The organism is Flavobacterium sp. N3904 (assembly GCF_025947305.1).
Taxonomy (GTDB): domain Bacteria; phylum Bacteroidota; class Bacteroidia; order Flavobacteriales; family Flavobacteriaceae; genus Flavobacterium.
In genome coordinates this window covers 1961455-1979642 of sequence record NZ_CP110009.1, presented here as the reverse complement: position 1 = coordinate 1979642, position 18188 = coordinate 1961455, and the positions used below count along the sequence as shown (strand labels likewise).

Genomic DNA, 18188 nt, shown 5'->3' with positions numbered 1-18188 from the left:
TTTTAGACTTTTTGGTTCTTTAATTTATCTCTTTGAACTTGCTCAATTGGCAATATATCAGTTGATTTAAAAGTTAAAGCCTGATAAACTGCCTGCAAATCACGGGAGAGTTTACGCAAGCCCATTGGTTCCAGAGAAGCCGCATGATCTGTACCTTTCCAAGTCCTGTCAATAGTGTAATGCCTTTCGATGATATTGGCTCCTAGAGTATAAGCAGCAATATCTACTGCAATTCCTAAATGATGACCGGAAAAACCGATATGCTTTACTTTATCACCATATTTTTGAGTTAACAAATTAATGTCCAACAAACATACATCTTCAAAAGGAACAGGATATCCTGAGGTACAATTATATAATACTAAATCTTTGTTTCGTCCTTTTTCTATAAAATAGTTTACCAATGTTTCTGTTTCATCTTTGGTGGTCATACCGGTAGAAATATGAATTTCTCCTTTATAATTATCACACAACCAACCTAGCATTTCAAAATTATTATTACAAGCCGATGGTATTTTTAGAAACTCAGGCTCAAGTGATGCCATTTCTTTTGCTGAAGTGGTATCCCATACTGAAGTAGAATAAATGATACCTACTTCTTCACAATATTTTTTTAATACTGCATGCTGATGAACATCAAATTCTAAATATTCCCGATGCTCACCATAAGTAGCTCCATACGAATTGGAAACATTGGGATGGGGCGCATTATATTGTTCGGCTGTCAATAATTCTTTATTATTTCGCTTTTGGAACTTTACGGCATCTACGTTACAAAAAATAGCTGCAATTTTGATCAGCTCTTTTGCAATCTCCATATCTCCCTTGTGATTGCAACCGATTTCGGCGATTACAAAAGGTTTTTTATACTTATTCATATCTTTTATTGTACTTCATTATCAATTCACACACTTCCCTAATAGCCCCATTCCCAGAATGATGTGACAAAACGATATCTGCATTCATTTTGACAACATCAACAGCATTTGCTGGAGCAAAAGACCAACCAACACTACAAATATTGGTCAAATCATTGACATCGTCCCCTACGTAAGCCAAGGCTGCAAAACTACTATTTCTCGAAGAAATAAAATGTTTTAAAAAGGAGTATTTATCCTTAACCCCCAAAAAAGTATTTCCAATTTGGAGTTTTTCCATTCTTTGGGCTACCAATTTAGAATTTTCTGACGTCAGCACTACCACCTCAACATTATTTTGTCTTAGAATTTCCAACCCCATTCCATCACGCATATCAAACTTTTTGGCCATTTCTCCTCCTTCATTGTAATACACGCAACCATCAGTAAAAACACCATCAACATCCAATACCAAAAAATCTATTTTTTGCTGCTGTTTTTTTGATTTTTGACGATTAATCAGAAGAGTTTCAATGATATTCCAATCCGAAAGGCTGTCTATTTCGATCAAAGTTTCTTCGGGCATTTCCACCAACCCTATAGTTCCGCTTACTCTGTTTTTGGATTTCAAGAACGCTTCTTTTGTAGTACAATACACAGCTCCATTTTCTATCAACAAACCTTCAAAATCTTGTCTTCGGGGCCTATTAAACACATCATAATTCTGGGGAGTCCCATCACTGTTCCAAGTAAATCGATGTGTTTTGACAACACTTAAAGAAGAATCATAATTTTCTTTTGTGATTTTCTCTAATCCTGTATTAATAGCTGCGGCCAATGTTAAAGGAGAAGTGGCCTGCAACAAGCACAACACATCGTAATCATGACTTATCTTCTCGGAAAACTCCAACATCGTACTTTCGGTAGATGCGGTATCATTGGCATTTTCTGCATCTCGAAACAATGCTTTTACCTTGGTGGTCCAATGGTATTCACGCTCAACAAACGCTATTATCTCTGTATCGTCCGTAAACACATATACTTCATCCAGATCCGAAAAAATGGCTTCAGTGAGTACCCAAGAAAACAGAGGTCGTCCTACCATTTTCTTTTTATTCTTTCCTGGAATTCCTTTGGAGCCTTTACGGAGTGGAATAATTCCTATTTTTTTCATTATCTATTTTTTTTGGATATTTTTATTTATATTTTATCTAAGATCATTGGTTTCAAAAGGATTTTCATAAACTTTTGTATTCAATTTATAATTAAAATTTAGATTTAAAATTATTTTTTTTGATTCTAAAATAAAATTATCCTCATTCTGATCGACATAGAAAACTTTTGAATTATCGATATATTGAGTAAACATTTCTTTACCAATATTATTAATCAATAAAGTTGGCACACCAATTAAATGAGCTTCTATTAAACATCCAGAAAAATTAGTAACATGCAAAACAGAAGACAGCAAAACTTCTGGCAAAGCTGAATCAATTGAACTTTGAATTATAGCTTTATCCTCTATTTCGTGTTTTATTAAAAATTGGCGAATGGTTTCAGTGGGTAAATAGTTTCTTGGATGCAATCTCAACACCCACTTATAAGACAAATCTTTTATTAATTCTATAATTTTTGGGGTTAACATATCTTCAATTTCAAAAGGAAAAGTCTGTAAACTATACAGAATTACCCTTTCATCAGACAAAATCTTATCATTTTGCTTAAGCCAATACGAAACATACGGCTGACCAACGACTTTAGCCTTTACAGCGTTTGTTTTAATAGCCCAATCATCAATATTCAACTTTGAATTTTCATCCCAATTCCAAAACTCATTTGGCATTAAATTAAATCCACCAGAAGGAACCTTACTCCAACTAGAAAAACACATATGGATATTGGTTTGTGGTCCGTGTTGTAAATCAACACTTTTAATTTTCATTTTATTAGCCACTAAAAGAGCCGCATATATATCATCATACCCATAATATCCCAAAAAAACCACATGTGATGGTTTTACAATTCTGTAAAAACGTTCAAAAAAAGGCATAAGGGATTCAATCTTAGTCACCCATTTTACCAAATCTCTTTCAGAAATATTTAAGGAATCAAGCCTTATTGGAAGCTCCTTAAGATGTTCATAGAAATCATAATATCCTAATAAATGACTCTCTGACTTAGTTACACTAAATTTCGAAATGCCTTTTTGAAAAATTTTATAGTTTTTTAAATGTTTCTCTAAAGTTATAACTTCTTTTTTGTTGAAAGTATTCGCAAATACTTTCTGATATTCTATCATATAGACATCTCGATGCAATTGATGTTCTTCTACTAAAGAATCATAAAATCTATTGAAATATTTTTCCTTATGAAGAACACGATGTATATGTGATCCAAAAAATAATATTTTTTTTCTTTTTAAAGAGCCAAAAAATAGTTGCACCTTAATGCCTCCTAAAATCCAATTAAAAATATTGGAAAATTTAAAAATTGATTTCTTTTTTGTTGCTACATGTGAGTCTTTTTGTGGATTTTCAAACTTTTTATTCATCATCATCAAAAAATGAATGTAAAGTTTTATTCGTACATATGGCCAAATATGAACTTCATTTATCATCCATTCATCAACAGGCCATTTATGTTCTATTTGCAATATAATTTCTTTAATGTCCTCTTGGGTTGCAATATTGTTTTTCATTTTCTGATTTTTAAAATCTTGTACTGAGTCTAACAAACTTTTTCATACATTTAACTTAAACATTAAATATCTGAAATAACACTTTTTTTTGCTTTATCCTAGTATTGTTAGCTGCTTAAATTACCCATTAAATTATTATATTTCTCTTCTACTTTTTCTTTTATGTAATTATATTCAAAAATCAAACTAAGATTTTTAGAGTTGAAAGCAACCGCCGGTTTAAGATCAATCGTAATCACATATTTAATCTTCTCTATAATTTCCAACACATCTTCACAATCTTCAATTAGCAATCCATTGATACCATTAGTGATGATTTCTTCACTTACACCACCTGGATTAGACTGTATCGGAAAAACACCCATACAAATGGCTTCCAACAACGTATTTGCAATTCCGTCAGAATTACTATTTCCAATATAAATCAACGACTTACCCATTAGTTTTAAAATCTCTTCATGTGATGATTTCCCATATATGGCAAAATTATCCCAACTTTGCAAAACACTATTATCTGTATAAGCAATAACTTCTTTATCAGCCCCAAACACGACTATTTCATATTCTTGCAAAAGTTTTTTCATTTCCTCAATTGCTTTTAAAACTGGAATTGCCCGACCAGAACGCCCTTGAAACCCTTTAATTAAAATAGTTTTTCGTTGCTCAAAAGGGATTGAATAGACTTTCATTTTTTCTAAAAGAAATCCTCCGCCTCCAGGAAAAACTCCTAAAAATTCGCCCTTGAAACCATGTTTTTTTGCTATCTCATAATCTCGTTTACAATCGGTAAAAAGATAATCTATTCTAAACAGCACATTTTTGATATCCTTCAAATAAGAAAGTTCATTCTGAAAATAATACAAATCACTGCCCCACGAAGAATAAATCCATTTTAAGGTTTGGTATTTATTCATTACTCCCAAAATAGGCGTACAAGAAAGATACAAAGCAAAACTATGCACAACATCTGGTTTTACTTCTTTTAGATATTCCTCAAAAACAGTTGCAGTATCCTGCTCATTAAAACCTTGCAAAAATCGATATACTTTAGAAAAATTTTTCTTAAAAAAAATTCTGCCTGGATAATTAAATCTCAGTTTCCATGCTGTTTTTTGGGAGACCCAACTTAATCTTTCAACTGGTTCACTCATCCCAGTTATATCAAACCAATAAACCTCATGACCTGAATCTTGCAATTGGCTTGTCCATCTAAAAAAATGGAGGGACGGAATTGAAACCATAAGGATTCTCATAACTACAATTTAATTTTCAAAACAATTGACTCTGTTTCTTGTGAAAAAGCATATTGATAAGGCTGATTCCTATACTGCATAATCAAAGTCCCTAAAATATCATTATTGATTTGCTCCAAAGTATAAAACGCTAAATACTTTTTACCTAACCATTTTTTGAGCTTATTTTTAAAATCCTTATTCAATAAATGTTTTTTTATTTCAAAACACACAGTTTTACCTTTGTATTTCATCATACTCCCTTTTAAAAAGGCTTCTACTTCAAATATTTCGTTAGTTATTTCGACTATTTCACAGGGTGAATTTAATTCAGAATAAGCCTCTTTATCAGGAACCAATCCCCATTCAAAACCTAAATTTGCTTTTACCACTTCTATTTTTTTTGTCTGTTGCAAATAACGTTGATTTATTTTTTCCAAATTAAAATGAAAAGGCTGTTTGCTCTTTGTCGACCGATACGTTTTAGCGTGCCATTGGTGTAATAACAAAACTTCTTCTTCGTAGAACTCTACATCACTACCTGCATTTTGCAAACGAATGTGTACATCGGTATCTTCAGCTCCCCAACCATGATAAAACTCATCGTACCCGTTTATCTGCTTTAATAAAAATGTTGGATACAATGTAATACCGGTAGCTTCTTTGGTAGAATAATGATTAACAACATAATTCTCAAACCTTTTCGTTTTTTGGGATTCTACTTTACTTAAAAAACCCACTTTAAAATAAATTGCTTTTTGTTCCGATTTTAATATATGATTTTTTTCTATAAAATCGTCACGGAATAACATATCCACATCACCAACAATAAAATAAGGAGTATTGCTTTGTCTTAAGGCAATATTTATAGCCCGAGATTTGTTCCATAATTGTCCTGAAACTGGACAATTTATAAATATAATTTTAGAATACTCTAGCAACAAAAGCTTTAATCCCTTTACATATTCAAAATCACTTCCATAATCAACAAAAAATAATTCAAAATTCTGATTGGTTTGATGCTTTAAAGAATCCAGACATTTCTTTATGGTTTGTAAATCACGATTACGATTGGTTAAGACTAGAGTAATCATGATGTGAAATTTTTAATTTGCTCTTCAGACAATCCTTTACTTTTTAATATATACCGATATATTTTTTTGAATGCGAAAAGCTTTTTGAATATTTTTTCAGATAAAAAATATTCAAATTTGTTTTGTTTTAGAAGTGGGAGAGAATTATAATCAATTGTTATTTTTTCAGTTTCTTTTAGATTCTCATAAACCTCTTTCATCCACGGTTCAAAAGTATTTCCCATATGAAAAGCATAATTGTCATAGGTAGCTAATCGATATCCACCCATTTTCAAAACGGGTTCATCCAAATATAATTGTTCACTATTTCCTCCCAATTGGTATATACTATTTTCATTTGGCGATTGCTTAAAAATTTCTCGTTTATAAGTAACCACAAAATGGGAGCATCCTAAAACAGCAATAGTATTATTTTTGGCTTTTATAGTTCCAATAACATCTTTATATTTTAAATCTAATCTTGGCCAACCTATACTCTTAGCAAATGCGGTTAAACCCTCTGGATTTTTAACAGGTCTAAAAAATAATTTTTTTGAAAAAAGATAACGAAACCAAATATTTGATGTTAATCTTAAATGTGTTCTAAAAACAGGAACTGGACTTACGGAACCTGCTTTAGGAAGTGCTTCAAATACATCTAAAACAGCCTTTTCCCAACCCTCATTAAATAAAACATCAGCATCTGTAACAGTAATCAAACGTTCTTTTGCCGTGCGTAATGCTTTCAAAATACTATTAATTTTACCTATAGCCTCTTTTTCAATAATTAATTCATCAATCAATCCTTGTTGCTGAAGTTGGAATAACTTATCATTAACCGAATCACAAGAATTATTGCTAACGACCGAAATTTTGAGTTTTGTAACACTGGTTTTTACAACAGACAACAAACAATACTCAAAAATCTGAAAACTATCTTTATAATATCCTTCTTCATTAGGTATGTACAAAGGAATTATCACTCGATGACTCGAAACGGAAGTTGGTAATAAAATATTTTTTGATGGATTTTCTCCTTTTCGCATTTTTAAAAAAATTTTATGAATATAATGTAACAACTCATTATTTTGACAAAAGTTTTCTTCTAATCTTAATTTTTATTACAAATAAGCGAAATTCATGAAAGACTTTTACCATGTATTCTTTTGGCAATTGAAACATAATCCTAAAAAAAAGTACTCCAAAAATTTTAAGTATTGAAATATATTTCAATTTATGCAACTGATAATGAGCAACAGTTTCGTTTTTATATCTATTTAAAATACCTTTTTTATCGCGGTTTATATGATAAAAAAAAGTTTCGTTAAAATCCATAATTTCATATCCCGCTTTCAATACACGATCAGACCATTCTTTATCTTCACTAAACACAAGTGTTTCATCAAACTTAAACTCATACCATACCTTTTTATTAACCATAGCACAGCCTGCCATCATACCGAAATTTAGTCCATCTTTTACCTTGAAATTATTATCAATTGCTCTTTTATAATTTGCATATGAATTAATATACCGCATTCCCGCTAATGATGGGTTAACAGCAAATTCAGCAATTGAGTTCTTAAAAAATGAATTCCCAACAGGAACGGCATGAGAACTCAAGAGCAATATCAAATTATTATTAGCAGTAGAGATTCCTAAATTTATGGCCTTACCATACGTAAAATCATCAATCATTACAATTCTACAATTAAAATTTTCAGCAATTTCTATACTTTTATCCGTCGATAAATTATCTACTAGAATTATCTCATCAATATCATCTTGGTATACTTTATGGAGAATTTTTAAAATATATTCTAAAGCAGGTGCCTCATTTTTATTTCTTATTACTACTGATATCATAAATAATTATTTTAAAGAAATCTTAAATTAAAATTAGTCGTTACTCTAATTACAATAAATTAAAAAACTACTATGTTCAATTTAAAAATTTGCTCACAACTTTTAAATAATCGTTCCCTATTTTAGATAAACAATATTCCATTTTGTATTTTTCCTTTAAATTTTTAGATATTTCATTTATTTGTATTTCATTTAAACTTTTAACCTCCAAAAACACCTTTTTAAAAGATTCAAAATTATTATAATCAAACCAAAAATTATTCATAGTCCCTTTCATTCTTTCTGGCATTGCTCCTGTCCTAGCCGATATAATAATTCGCGCACTTGCCATGGCCTCTATTCCTGTTAATGGTCCCGTTTCAAATTTATAATAGGGAATAATTATACAATCTACCTCTGAAAAGTATTGATGCAAATCATGGTTTTTTATAAATCCTGTAAAAATTACACTCTTTTCATTTTTAGCAATCTTTTTTAAATTTTGAATTTCTGTTCCATCGCCAACCACATAGAGTACATCATCATCCCCTTTAACTTTCAAAAAAGCTTTAATCACTTCGTCCACATTCTTTTCTTTCTCTAATCTTGCTAAAGTTAAAAATTTCTTTACCTCATGGTTCACTAGTGGAATTTGCAACAAATCTATTTCATTATAAGCACATTGATCTATAATTACAAATTTATGTTTCCTTTTGTTCTCAATTTGTTTCGCATTATTTTGCGAATGATGAATGAAACAATCTACTGATTCAATAAAATCATAATCCGAAAAAGTAATCGTTCCTGTCGTTCTAAAAAGTATCTTTTTGTTTATGTTTTTGGCAATTTTTATCGCATCACCAACTAGCCCTGTAGATAGCTGTGCCACTATTAAAATAGCCTCATAATCTTTAATTAAATGCTCTAAAACAATTTTTACTTTTTCATCATAATCCAAAAAACGCTTTGCAAAGGCATTATTTACAAAATCACTTACTTTACCTTTACGACCATTTTTAAAAAAACTAAAAAAAGCCAGCAGTTTTAGAGAGAAAAACTGATGAAACAAAAGGGCCTTAATTTCATAAACTTTTTGCTCTTTATTAAAGTCAAATACCTGTGATTTTCTGGTTATAGTGCCTGTTGTGCAAATATCAACTACATATTTTGAGGACAAAACCGAAGCTATAAAACCACTTTCCAGTTCCCTACCTCCAAAATCTCCTATTGGACCAAATAATAATATTCTTTTTGATGAGTTCATTTAATGACTATTTAAGCAAATAACGTTTAAAATCCTTGTACATCAAAAATCCAACTCTTGCTTTAAAACCAAAATTTAAACAATTATAAATAACCTCAATAATTCTATACTTATTAATTTGTTTTGAATATCGAATCAAATTAAGATAAGCTTTGTATAGGTATAAATTTATTTGAGTTTCTTTAAAAATCAATAAGTTTTGATGAATTATCCTCCAACTATGCATCAATTTATCGAACTCTTCTTTAGACCGGATGGAACTAGTATTAGAATCATGAATTCTATAACCCGCTAAAACTTTGGGACTCATAATTATTTCGGGTGATTTTTTTAAAATTTCGGATAAAAATACTGCATCATCATTCGGGCTGTCTATCCATCTTGAGCCTGTCAATAATTCTTTTGAAACCAACCAGGAAGCAGTCGCAATAAACCCTCCAGACTGTCCCAATTTTTGCACTAACTGGCCCGCACTTATTTGAGATTCATTATATAAATCTTGAAAAGGAAAAGTATAATGTTCATCTATTCTTTCAGTGAATTTTTTCCATTGGCAAATGGATAATCCAGTACCAATACTTTTAACAATACTAATTAGCTGTTCTTCTATTTTATATGGAAACAAATAATCGTCATAATCCAAAAATTGAATCCAAGATCCTTTTGTCACTTTTAACGCTTCGTTGCGAGCGCTATGACGTCCTTTGGAAGTTTTTATAAATACCAGTCTAGTATCTGCAATATTTAGGAAATTTTGACATTGTTGCAGTGTTAATTCACCATTACAGGCTACTATAATTTCTAAATTGGTGTACGTTTGAGCCAAAGCACTCTCAACACAACTTTTAAAATAATCATGAGTTTGATGTACTGGAATTATTATGGAAACTAGCATATATAATTTTTTAATAAATAGTGCCATTCTCATGGCTAGTATTATATCAAATATAAAATAAAGCTATTATTTATTTGATTTGACATCAATTTCAAGGCTCTGTCAAAGAATATTAATTTATTTATAGAATGTGGTTATCCATTATTATTCCAGAATTTCTTTTGTCACTTCTAAATAAGCTCTACCCCATTTCTGACAAGGTTCCAAATGATTTCCCTCAGCCCATTCATTCCAAGCATTTATAAACAAAAAGTTCTCGGGCACAGTATCCCAAGGATAATTTTCTTTAATATAACCCAACCATTTTTTATACTTTTCAGGTGTTGAATTATGCAAAATAAAACAGTCCTCTTTTTTCCTTGCCGAATTATCCCACATAGGGGTAATACCTGGATATACATCCTTTATAAAACCAAGGTTTTTTTGAATTTCGGAATAATGGACATAATCGTAATAATAATCAATTTTTTTAAACTTGATCCCAAACTTTTTTCTAATCCTATATCCCAACAATACTTTAAATTCATTTTTTAGTCGCTCCATTTTAGCTACACCATAAGGCACACCACTAGATTGACTTCCAATATTAGGTTGAAATTGAAAACCGAAATCAAATCCTTTTTCTGATGGCGCAAAAGAATGACCCAAATTTTGAGCAAATCCTATATAAAGATCAGGAAAACCGACATCTTGAACTGCTTTTCTCCATATAGAAATTGTCTTTTGTATGTCCGGAAATAATTTTGGTCGGTAGATTATAAATATAGGCTTTCCATTTACTTTTATATATCGTTCATCTTTAAAATAAGGAATCAGATGTTGAATATGTGCCAAATCATCATCAAAACTATACTCTTGTTTAAGCAATACTTCTTTATCTAAACCATCCCATGTTCTAGTCCAGTTTTCATTGGCCCAACACATCATAAAAGGCAAATCTTCTTTTGGGTTTTTTAGCTTTCTATCCAATGGTTCAAACAACAATCGTTTACCATTAAACCAATAATGATAATAACAAAAACCATGAATTCCATAGGATTTAGCCAGTTGTTCTTGAGCTAATCGTGCTTCTTCAAGTCTTAGGTCATAAAATCCCAAATCAGCAGGTAAATGGGGTTGATAATGGCCTTCAAATCTTGGCTGGGCTTTGGTAACATTTGTCCATTCTGTAAAACCTTTTCCCCACCACTCATCATTTTCTGGAATAGGATGAAATTGAGGCAAATAAATTGCTATAGGCTTAATTCTATTCATAATTTTCAATAACTTTAAATATTGCTTTCACAATTTTTTCCCCAACAACATTTATATCGTATTCTCTCAATACTTTTTCTTTAATATTCGTTCCTATTTCATCCTTAAATTCCTTATTCTCTAGAACTCTAATTATCGCTTCAGAAAACATATTTAAATTCCCATATGGCACTTTGATACCACAATTTTCACTCACCAATTCTTCTGTACCACCAGTATTTTCAAAACAAATTACAGGAACTTCCCAAATTGCTGCTTCTAAATTAACTAAAGGGAAAGGATCCTCTCTTGATAGCATCATAAAAATTTCAAATTCATTAAAATAAGCATTGGCCTCGGGTATATGTTCAATAAAATGTATATTGTTGTGAAAACCAGATTTTAGGCAATCAAATACTAATTCTTCGCCTGTGTGCCCTCCAATCCAAACAAAATGGATTTTTTTACTTTTCATCATTGCTAAAACTTGTATGGCTATGGGAATAAACCAATCTTTTCCTTTTCTGAAATTTTCACGTCCTGATGCCGCAATAATTATGGAATCCTCTGGTAAATTTAAAAAATTCCTTATACTTTTTTTTTCTTTTTGATGCAAAAGATCCTGACTATCAATCCATTCATAAACTACTTCAACATTATTTTTTTCTGCAATGTGGTTTTTTAATAAATAGTTGGTAACGGACATTGAAGCGGTAAGATAATAATTTGTAGAAGCCTTAATTTGATTTTTATTTTCTACTCCACTTTTTTTAATCCAATACTCCAATTCATGGACATGCGTAATAATTGGCACTTTATTAAGACTTAAAACGCTTAAAATAAATCCATTAGAAAACGTATTGTTATATATTAAATCATATTTTTGATTACTAATATGATTATAAAAAAAATTTAATTTAAGCTTGTAAGTAATTTTATCTAAACTATTAGCGTTTTTTTTAGGGAAAGGCATTTTTAAAACATTCGTGACATTTTTAAAATCAGCAGTCAACACACCTTCACCTGCCAATAATAAATCAAATTGTATTTCGCTATGATGCTTTTTTATCCACTTTAACAAATTCAACAGTAATATTTGAGCTCCGGCCAAATGTGCATCGTGCGATATAAAAAGTATTTTTTTCATTTTATTTTAATTTACTTTCAAACCTATAAATTTAACATTTATAGCCATTAATTTTGTCTTACCGTCACAATACCTGATTTCCTTTCTTTGCACTAAATTAAAACTTGTTTAATAATCCCAATTTTATTAGTAATTGGATTTTTCTTGATTTCCTCAGGCTGTCATTGATTCTTTTTAGTTTTTTACTTGTGTCTTGCAACTCAATTAATTCCTTTGTTTCTTTCAAAAAAATGGAGAACTCGGTTTGCAATACAGCTGCTCTTTCTTGTAAAACTTGTGGATAATTTTCCTTTTGTGAACTTATCCCATCAAAATAATAAGTAGAAAAATCTTCATCAAGATATAAATAAGAAGCATTGAATTTCCCAAAAGCAATTATAAAAAACTTCCAGTCTGATACAATTTTCAGGTTCTCATCATAAAGTCCTGCTTTACTAAACAAACTTTTTTTAATAAATGTAGATTGATGTGGAATAGTATCTATAAATAATTGAGAAAAAGTCATTTCTGCAGGGCTTTTTTTTATTCTAATTCCTTCTTCTCTGATTTCATTAATATTAAAACAAATGATTTCTTTATCTTCCAAATAAATGTGATTTTTGTTCAAGATTGATGAATCATTTAAATAATCTCCACTATTCAAAAACAACAAATATTCTCCAGTAGCTTTTGCTATTCCCTTGTTCATGGCATTGTAAATACCTTTGTCGGGTTCGCTTACCCAATAATCAATTTTATCACTTTGACTTCTTAAATATTCTGCACTGCCATCAGTAGAATAGCCATCGATGATAATATATTCAAACTCTTGCCAAGTTTGATTGACCACACTCTCTACAGTTCTCTTCAGTCCTTCGAGGTTGTTGTAGTTGATGGTGATGATAGAAATTTTAGGCATGAAAGTAACTTTATTTTATTTATGATTTCTTGATTCCAATATTTTTATAAATTTATTTATGTCAAAAAAATGTTTTTCAACTAAAATCAATTCATCTATCTCAAAATCCCACCATTTTATCTTTTGCAATTTCTCAATGATTATATCGTCAAATCGATATTTGATTATTTTAATAGGATTCCCAACAGCTATGGCATAAGAAGGAATGTTTTTGGATACAACAGCACCAGCACCTATAATAGCTCCATCTCCTATTTTAACTCCATCCAAAATAGTAACATTCATGCCAATAAACACATCGTTACCAATATGAATAGGCAACAGTTCATCTATCTTATCACTAACACTTAATGTAATTCCATTTTGTTTTCTTGTAGAATAAAACATCGGGTGTGTTGAAATTCCTTCCGTAGGATGAATACCCCAACCTGAAATTAAATTTGGTCCTATAGAGCAAAACTTACCAATAATAGTGTTATTTATAATTGAATTTTCAGCTACATATGTATAATCACCAACTTGAGAATTCACAAGCTTATAAGTTGGATATAGTCTAACATTATCACCTATAATACTGTTGTAACATTCTTCTTTTTCTCTTAAATATAATTTATTAAAAAATAATTTATAAATATTTGAGTTAACTCCATAAACAGATATTATAGTCTTTTTTATAATAAAGTCTAAGTATGAAATTATTTTATTTTTGACTGCTTTTACCATACAATTCTATTTAATTTTCCCTACAAAAACAATTCTATTTTCTTCTAATTGTTCTTCTATAAGCAAATTAAAGCGATTAACAAATTCATCTCTAAACCAGTCTATAGAATACCAATCTGGTAGATTTTGTTTTATTTTTGTCTCAATGCTCCACAATCCTAATGGCATAAATTCGACAATCACATATTTATTTGAAAACATAATAAGTCTATCAAAAATTGCGGCTAATGAAAATTTGCCCGTCAATATTAAATGATGTGTAACAGCCAAAGAAACTGCCAAATCTGACCTTAGTCTTTTAGAAGTTCCAAGCAAATCGGGTGTAAACATAAAATTTAATAAAAGAGGTGTAACATTTTTAATATTCAATTTTTTGCTATTTAGATACGCTTCATTTATTGCATTTTCATCATAATCGACTAAAATAACATTTTTTAATGTCATTTCTTTAGACAACAAAAAAGAAAAATAACCTTCATTACCAGCTAAATCTATTATTGTATCAATATCTTTTAAATCATTTATAATCTCTAATAATCTTTTAAATCGATACGAATAATTAACACTTTCAATTTCATTATAAAATTTACTATGATATCCTTTCCATTGACTATCGAAAGTGGATTTTGATAATGATACTATATTACTATTTATTGTGTTTTTTGGAAAAATTTCTGTTATTCTGTTAATTTTTAAATCATATCTAAAAAGCTTATTTTTTTTCTTAAAGACAATCCGTAGAAATTTGTTTGAAGCTTTTACAAAAAAGGTAATTAGTGAAATATTTCTTTCTGTAGAAAATAATTTATTTTTCCTAAAAGAAAAAGCGTAACTATTGTCAACTCCTAATAATTTATACAATCCAGATTCTTCTATATTTTGAGAAGGAATTGTAAACATTCTGTGAAAATTACTTTCCAATAATTTTCTAACTATGAAAAGTTCATTTTTACTCCAAAATCTTAATGGAATAAAAAAGGAATTCAAAAATTCCTCGTAGGCAATCCAATTATTCTTTGATCTAATTAAATCTATGCTACCAAGATCAACAAAAATGGGCTTATTATTATTAAATAAAACATTTAAAGTATGAGCGTCTTTTAATTCGTATCCATACTTATTACAAACATCATTAATTTCCAAAACCATTAAAGCTGCATCTTTAAACATTTCAAATGTCCATTCATGTTGCAAACTCTCAACTACCTTTGTATGTTCTAATATAAGTTTTTTAGTTTCCGGAAATTCCTCTGATATAAGAGTTTGAGGAATTAGTTCTTTTTGTATTAATTCTTTAAACATGGCCGAACTCAACAGTTCTAAACAAAACTTCTCTTTTTCTTTCGATATTTCCCTGAATACTCGATTGTTATAAAAAAAAACTCGCCCAAAATCATCAATCATTGACTTATGAGAATATTGAATATTATCCATTCTATCTATTTTAAATGTGACCACTTATGTTTATAATACACTTTTGATAACTCAGAATCTTTCAAGTTTTTGCCAGTGTTAAAATAATCTCCGTTTTCAACATTAAACTCAAAAGCATTTGTTATGTAGTCAATCAAAATATTTTCGTTTAAAACAGCAACATTTATATAATAATTATCTGGCTTAATGTTTAGAGGCTCTTCCAATTCACATATGATTTTTGAATAGTCTCCATCTAGAGAAATGGAAAAATTAAATAAACTTGTATCAAATCTTAAATATCCTTCATCCATAAAATTATAAATTCCAATAATAATTTGGATATCTTTTAAATTAACATCTTTTAATCTTTTTAACGATAGTTCAATCTTAATTTTTTCACCAAGAAAAAAAGTATTTTTTTTATCACCATTTGAAATAAAACTTATGCTTGAAATTCGGTACTCACCTGTTCCTTCTCTATCAAAATCATGAAGTTTAGTACTTATTTTCTGAGTTAGAATTTGGTACTTTTTTAAACTTTCTTCAATTTCTCCTTCAAAAATTACTTTACCATGCTCCAAAACAATCCCTCTATTGCATAACTGTTTAACTGCTGCCATATTATGACTCACAAACAAAACCGTTCTACCACCACTACGGGAAATGTCCTGCATCTTGCCTATTGCTTTTTTCTGGAACTCGGCATCCCCTACAGCCAATACCTCATCGATAATTAAAATTTCGGGTTCCAGAAAAGCGGCTACGGCAAAAGCCAAACGAACATACATTCCACTACTGTAGCGCTTTACGGGGGTATCTATGTAGCGCTCGCAACCCGAGAAATCAATTATTTCATCAATTTTTGAGGCAATCTCTTTTTTGGTCATGCCCAGTATGGCTCCGTTCAGGAATATATTTTCACGGCCTGTCATCTCGCCATTAAAACCCGTACCCACTTCAAGCAAGGAAGCAACTCGTCCAGCAAATTTTATACTCCCCGTCGTTGGTGCCGTAACCCGTGATAAAATCTTGAGCAAGGTCGATTTTCCAGCTCCATTCTTACCAATGATACCTAGAACTTCGCCTCGCTCTACTTCAAAATTGATGTCCTGCAGCGCCCAAACATATTCGCTGTCTCCCTTTGTACTGCGATCGTTGGTATCCCCAATTTTGAGATAAGGGTCTTCTTTCCCTCTTATTTGGTGCCACCAACGGTTCAAGTCGTGGCTTAATGTTCCTGTACCCACTAGTCCCAAGCGGTATTGCTTGGAGATGTTTTCGGCTTTTAATATAATGTCTTTCATTTTTTTTGTTGTGGGTCGTGAGTGTTGTGTTGTGAGTTTTATTTACCATAACTCACAACCCACAACCCACAACCATTTCTATTTCCAATTCTTTTCTACGTAACTCATGAAATTAAAAATTTTACCTCCCAAATTTTCATGACTCAATATAAACGGTTCCAAATCTTCTTTCAAATCAGGATATAAAACAGTTATTTTGTAAATATGATTAATCGTCTTTAAGCAACTGGCATGATAAAAAACCAAAAACCGAATAAAATCAGCCTTATATTTTCTTCGTCCATATCCTTCAACAATATCGGATACTATGCTATCTGAAGACCGCCTTAATTGGCTTCCCAATTCGTATAATTAATATTTAGGCAACTTTAAAGTCTTTGGATGCAAACTTAGAAACAAATCCATACTTATGGTGTAAATATCTAAATCTTTATAACTTTTAAAATCACTCATAATAATTTCAATTTTTTATATTATATCAAAACTCATAACTCAAACTCACAACCCAAAACCCATAACTCAAACTCTTAAACCCAAAACTCAAACTCTCACAACCCACAACTCATAACCACCTAAACCGTATCAATAAAACTCTTCTCGGTCTTATTAAAAATTAATAATCCGACAAAAAAGACACTTACCGTGACTAGAAAGGTATATCCCAATCCCATAAGTGATATTTGACCAACATTGAGCAACATATAACGAGCGGTTTCTATAACATAGGCCAACGGATTGTATTGCACCAACCAACCGTATGCCGGAAGCTTTTCTTTAAGTAGCGCCATGGGGTACATTACCGCAGACAGATACATTAACAATTGCACCCCAAAGCCAATCAAATAATTAAAATCCCTGTATTTTGTGACTAACGACGATATAAACATTCCCAGACCCAAACCCAAAATACCCATTAGTATAATAAGTAATGGAAAAAAAACGACAGTGGCATTCAGACTTATATCGGCTCCTTGAAAATAATAAAAAAGATAAAAAACAATAAAAATAAAACATTGTATTCCAAACTTTAATAGATTGGAAATCACGATCGAAATAGGGACAATAATTCTGGGGAAATATACTTTCCCAAATATACTGGCATTGCTCCTGAACGTATCTGAGGTTCCATTAAGACAGGAGGTGAAGTAATTCCAAACGGTGATTCCTGCCAGATTAAATAAAAATGGAGGCACCGTCCCAGTATCTATTCCCGCAACATTATTGAAAATTATGGTAAACGTAACCGAGGTAAACAACGGTTGTATCAGGTACCACAATGGTCCCAAAACGGTTTGTTTGTATACGGTTACGATATCTCTTTTGACAAACAGAAACAGCAGGTCGCGATACTGCCAAACTTCTTTAAGGTTCAGCGAAAAAAATTTGTTCTTTGGTGTTATCTCAAACAACCAATTGGTATTTTGGGTAGTACTAGTGTTCATTTTTATGGGAAACTAAAAGTGAAAATTATGACATGCAATTTTCGCAGATTTAAATAAAGTGCAAATGTAACAATTTAGAAAAAAGCATTTAAAATCTAATTTGGATTATTCTCTACTTTAATATTAATAAGGCCATCAAGCTTGGAAGCTTGGACATAGGC

Annotated in this window: 17 protein-coding genes; all 17 read right to left on the bottom strand. The window is 30.6% G+C overall.

The features are described 5' to 3' along the window. Positions 1 to 2 precede the first annotated feature (2 nt). Complete coding sequence (locus OLM57_RS08220; protein WP_264566720.1) at positions 3 to 878, bottom strand: N-acetylneuraminate synthase family protein; 876 nt, start codon at positions 876 to 878, stop codon at positions 3 to 5. Continuing rightward, positions 871 to 2031, bottom strand: coding sequence for an acylneuraminate cytidylyltransferase (locus OLM57_RS08215; protein WP_264566719.1), 1161 nt, complete (start codon positions 2029 to 2031; stop codon positions 871 to 873). Before OLM57_RS08215 ends, OLM57_RS08220 begins: the two co-directional genes overlap by 8 nt. Before the next feature lie 33 nt (positions 2032 to 2064). Next, on the bottom strand, positions 2065 to 3555 hold the full coding sequence (locus OLM57_RS08210) for a hypothetical protein (protein ID WP_264566718.1): 1491 nt from the start codon (positions 3553 to 3555) through the stop codon (positions 2065 to 2067). A 107-nt stretch (positions 3556 to 3662) separates the two neighbouring features. Beyond that, the gene (locus OLM57_RS08205; RefSeq protein WP_264566717.1) at positions 3663 to 4808 is read right to left on the bottom strand and encodes a glycosyltransferase; all 1146 of its coding nucleotides are present in this window, start codon (positions 4806 to 4808) and stop codon (positions 3663 to 3665) included. Positions 4809 to 4810: 2 nt separating this feature from the next. Beyond that, positions 4811 to 5881 carry a glycosyltransferase family 2 protein gene (locus tag OLM57_RS08200; RefSeq protein ID WP_264566716.1) on the bottom strand — a complete coding sequence of 357 codons (1071 nt, stop codon included), beginning with the start codon at positions 5879 to 5881 and terminating at the stop codon, positions 4811 to 4813. Then, a complete protein-coding gene (locus OLM57_RS08195) occupies positions 5878 to 6906 on the bottom strand; it encodes a glycosyltransferase family A protein (protein WP_264566715.1) in 1029 nt (342 codons plus the stop codon). Before OLM57_RS08195 ends, OLM57_RS08200 begins: the two co-directional genes overlap by 4 nt. Before the next feature lie 37 nt (positions 6907 to 6943). Beyond that, complete coding sequence (locus tag OLM57_RS08190; RefSeq protein WP_264566714.1) at positions 6944 to 7726, bottom strand: glycosyltransferase family 2 protein; 783 nt, start codon at positions 7724 to 7726, stop codon at positions 6944 to 6946. Between the two features lie 76 nt (positions 7727 to 7802). Continuing rightward, a complete protein-coding gene (locus OLM57_RS08185) occupies positions 7803 to 8882 on the bottom strand; it encodes a glycosyltransferase family 4 protein (RefSeq protein WP_264566713.1) in 1080 nt (359 codons plus the stop codon). A 94-nt stretch (positions 8883 to 8976) separates the two neighbouring features. After that, positions 8977 to 9864 carry a glycosyltransferase family 2 protein gene (locus OLM57_RS08180; protein ID WP_264566712.1) on the bottom strand — a complete coding sequence of 296 codons (888 nt, stop codon included), beginning with the start codon at positions 9862 to 9864 and terminating at the stop codon, positions 8977 to 8979. A 144-nt stretch (positions 9865 to 10008) separates the two neighbouring features. Continuing rightward, positions 10009 to 11118, bottom strand: a complete 1110-nt coding sequence (locus OLM57_RS08175) for a glycoside hydrolase family 99-like domain-containing protein (protein WP_264566711.1) — start codon at positions 11116 to 11118, stop codon at positions 10009 to 10011. After that, positions 11111 to 12244, bottom strand: a complete 1134-nt coding sequence (locus OLM57_RS08170) for a glycosyltransferase family 4 protein (protein ID WP_264566710.1) — start codon at positions 12242 to 12244, stop codon at positions 11111 to 11113. The genes OLM57_RS08175 and OLM57_RS08170 overlap by 8 nt, the downstream gene beginning before the upstream one ends. Before the next feature lie 97 nt (positions 12245 to 12341). Next, complete coding sequence (locus OLM57_RS08165) at positions 12342 to 13142, bottom strand: glycosyltransferase family 2 protein (RefSeq protein WP_264566709.1); 801 nt, start codon at positions 13140 to 13142, stop codon at positions 12342 to 12344. 15 nt (positions 13143 to 13157) lie between these two features. Beyond that, positions 13158 to 13865: a CatB-related O-acetyltransferase gene (locus OLM57_RS08160; protein WP_264566708.1), complete on the bottom strand. Its 708-nt coding sequence runs from the start codon at positions 13863 to 13865 to the stop codon at positions 13158 to 13160. A 6-nt stretch (positions 13866 to 13871) separates the two neighbouring features. Further along, on the bottom strand, positions 13872 to 15299 hold the full coding sequence (locus OLM57_RS08155; RefSeq protein ID WP_264566707.1) for a class I SAM-dependent methyltransferase: 1428 nt from the start codon (positions 15297 to 15299) through the stop codon (positions 13872 to 13874). Between the two features lie 5 nt (positions 15300 to 15304). Then, entirely contained in the window at positions 15305 to 16585 is a 1281-nt protein-coding gene (locus OLM57_RS08150; protein WP_264566706.1) for an ABC transporter ATP-binding protein, read from the bottom strand. A 78-nt stretch (positions 16586 to 16663) separates the two neighbouring features. Further along, entirely contained in the window at positions 16664 to 16927 is a 264-nt protein-coding gene (locus OLM57_RS08145; RefSeq protein ID WP_264566705.1) for a four helix bundle protein, read from the bottom strand. A 230-nt stretch (positions 16928 to 17157) separates the two neighbouring features. After that, positions 17158 to 18027, bottom strand: coding sequence for an ABC transporter permease (locus OLM57_RS08140; RefSeq protein WP_264566704.1), 870 nt, complete (start codon positions 18025 to 18027; stop codon positions 17158 to 17160). Between the last annotated feature and the right edge of the window lie 161 nt (positions 18028 to 18188).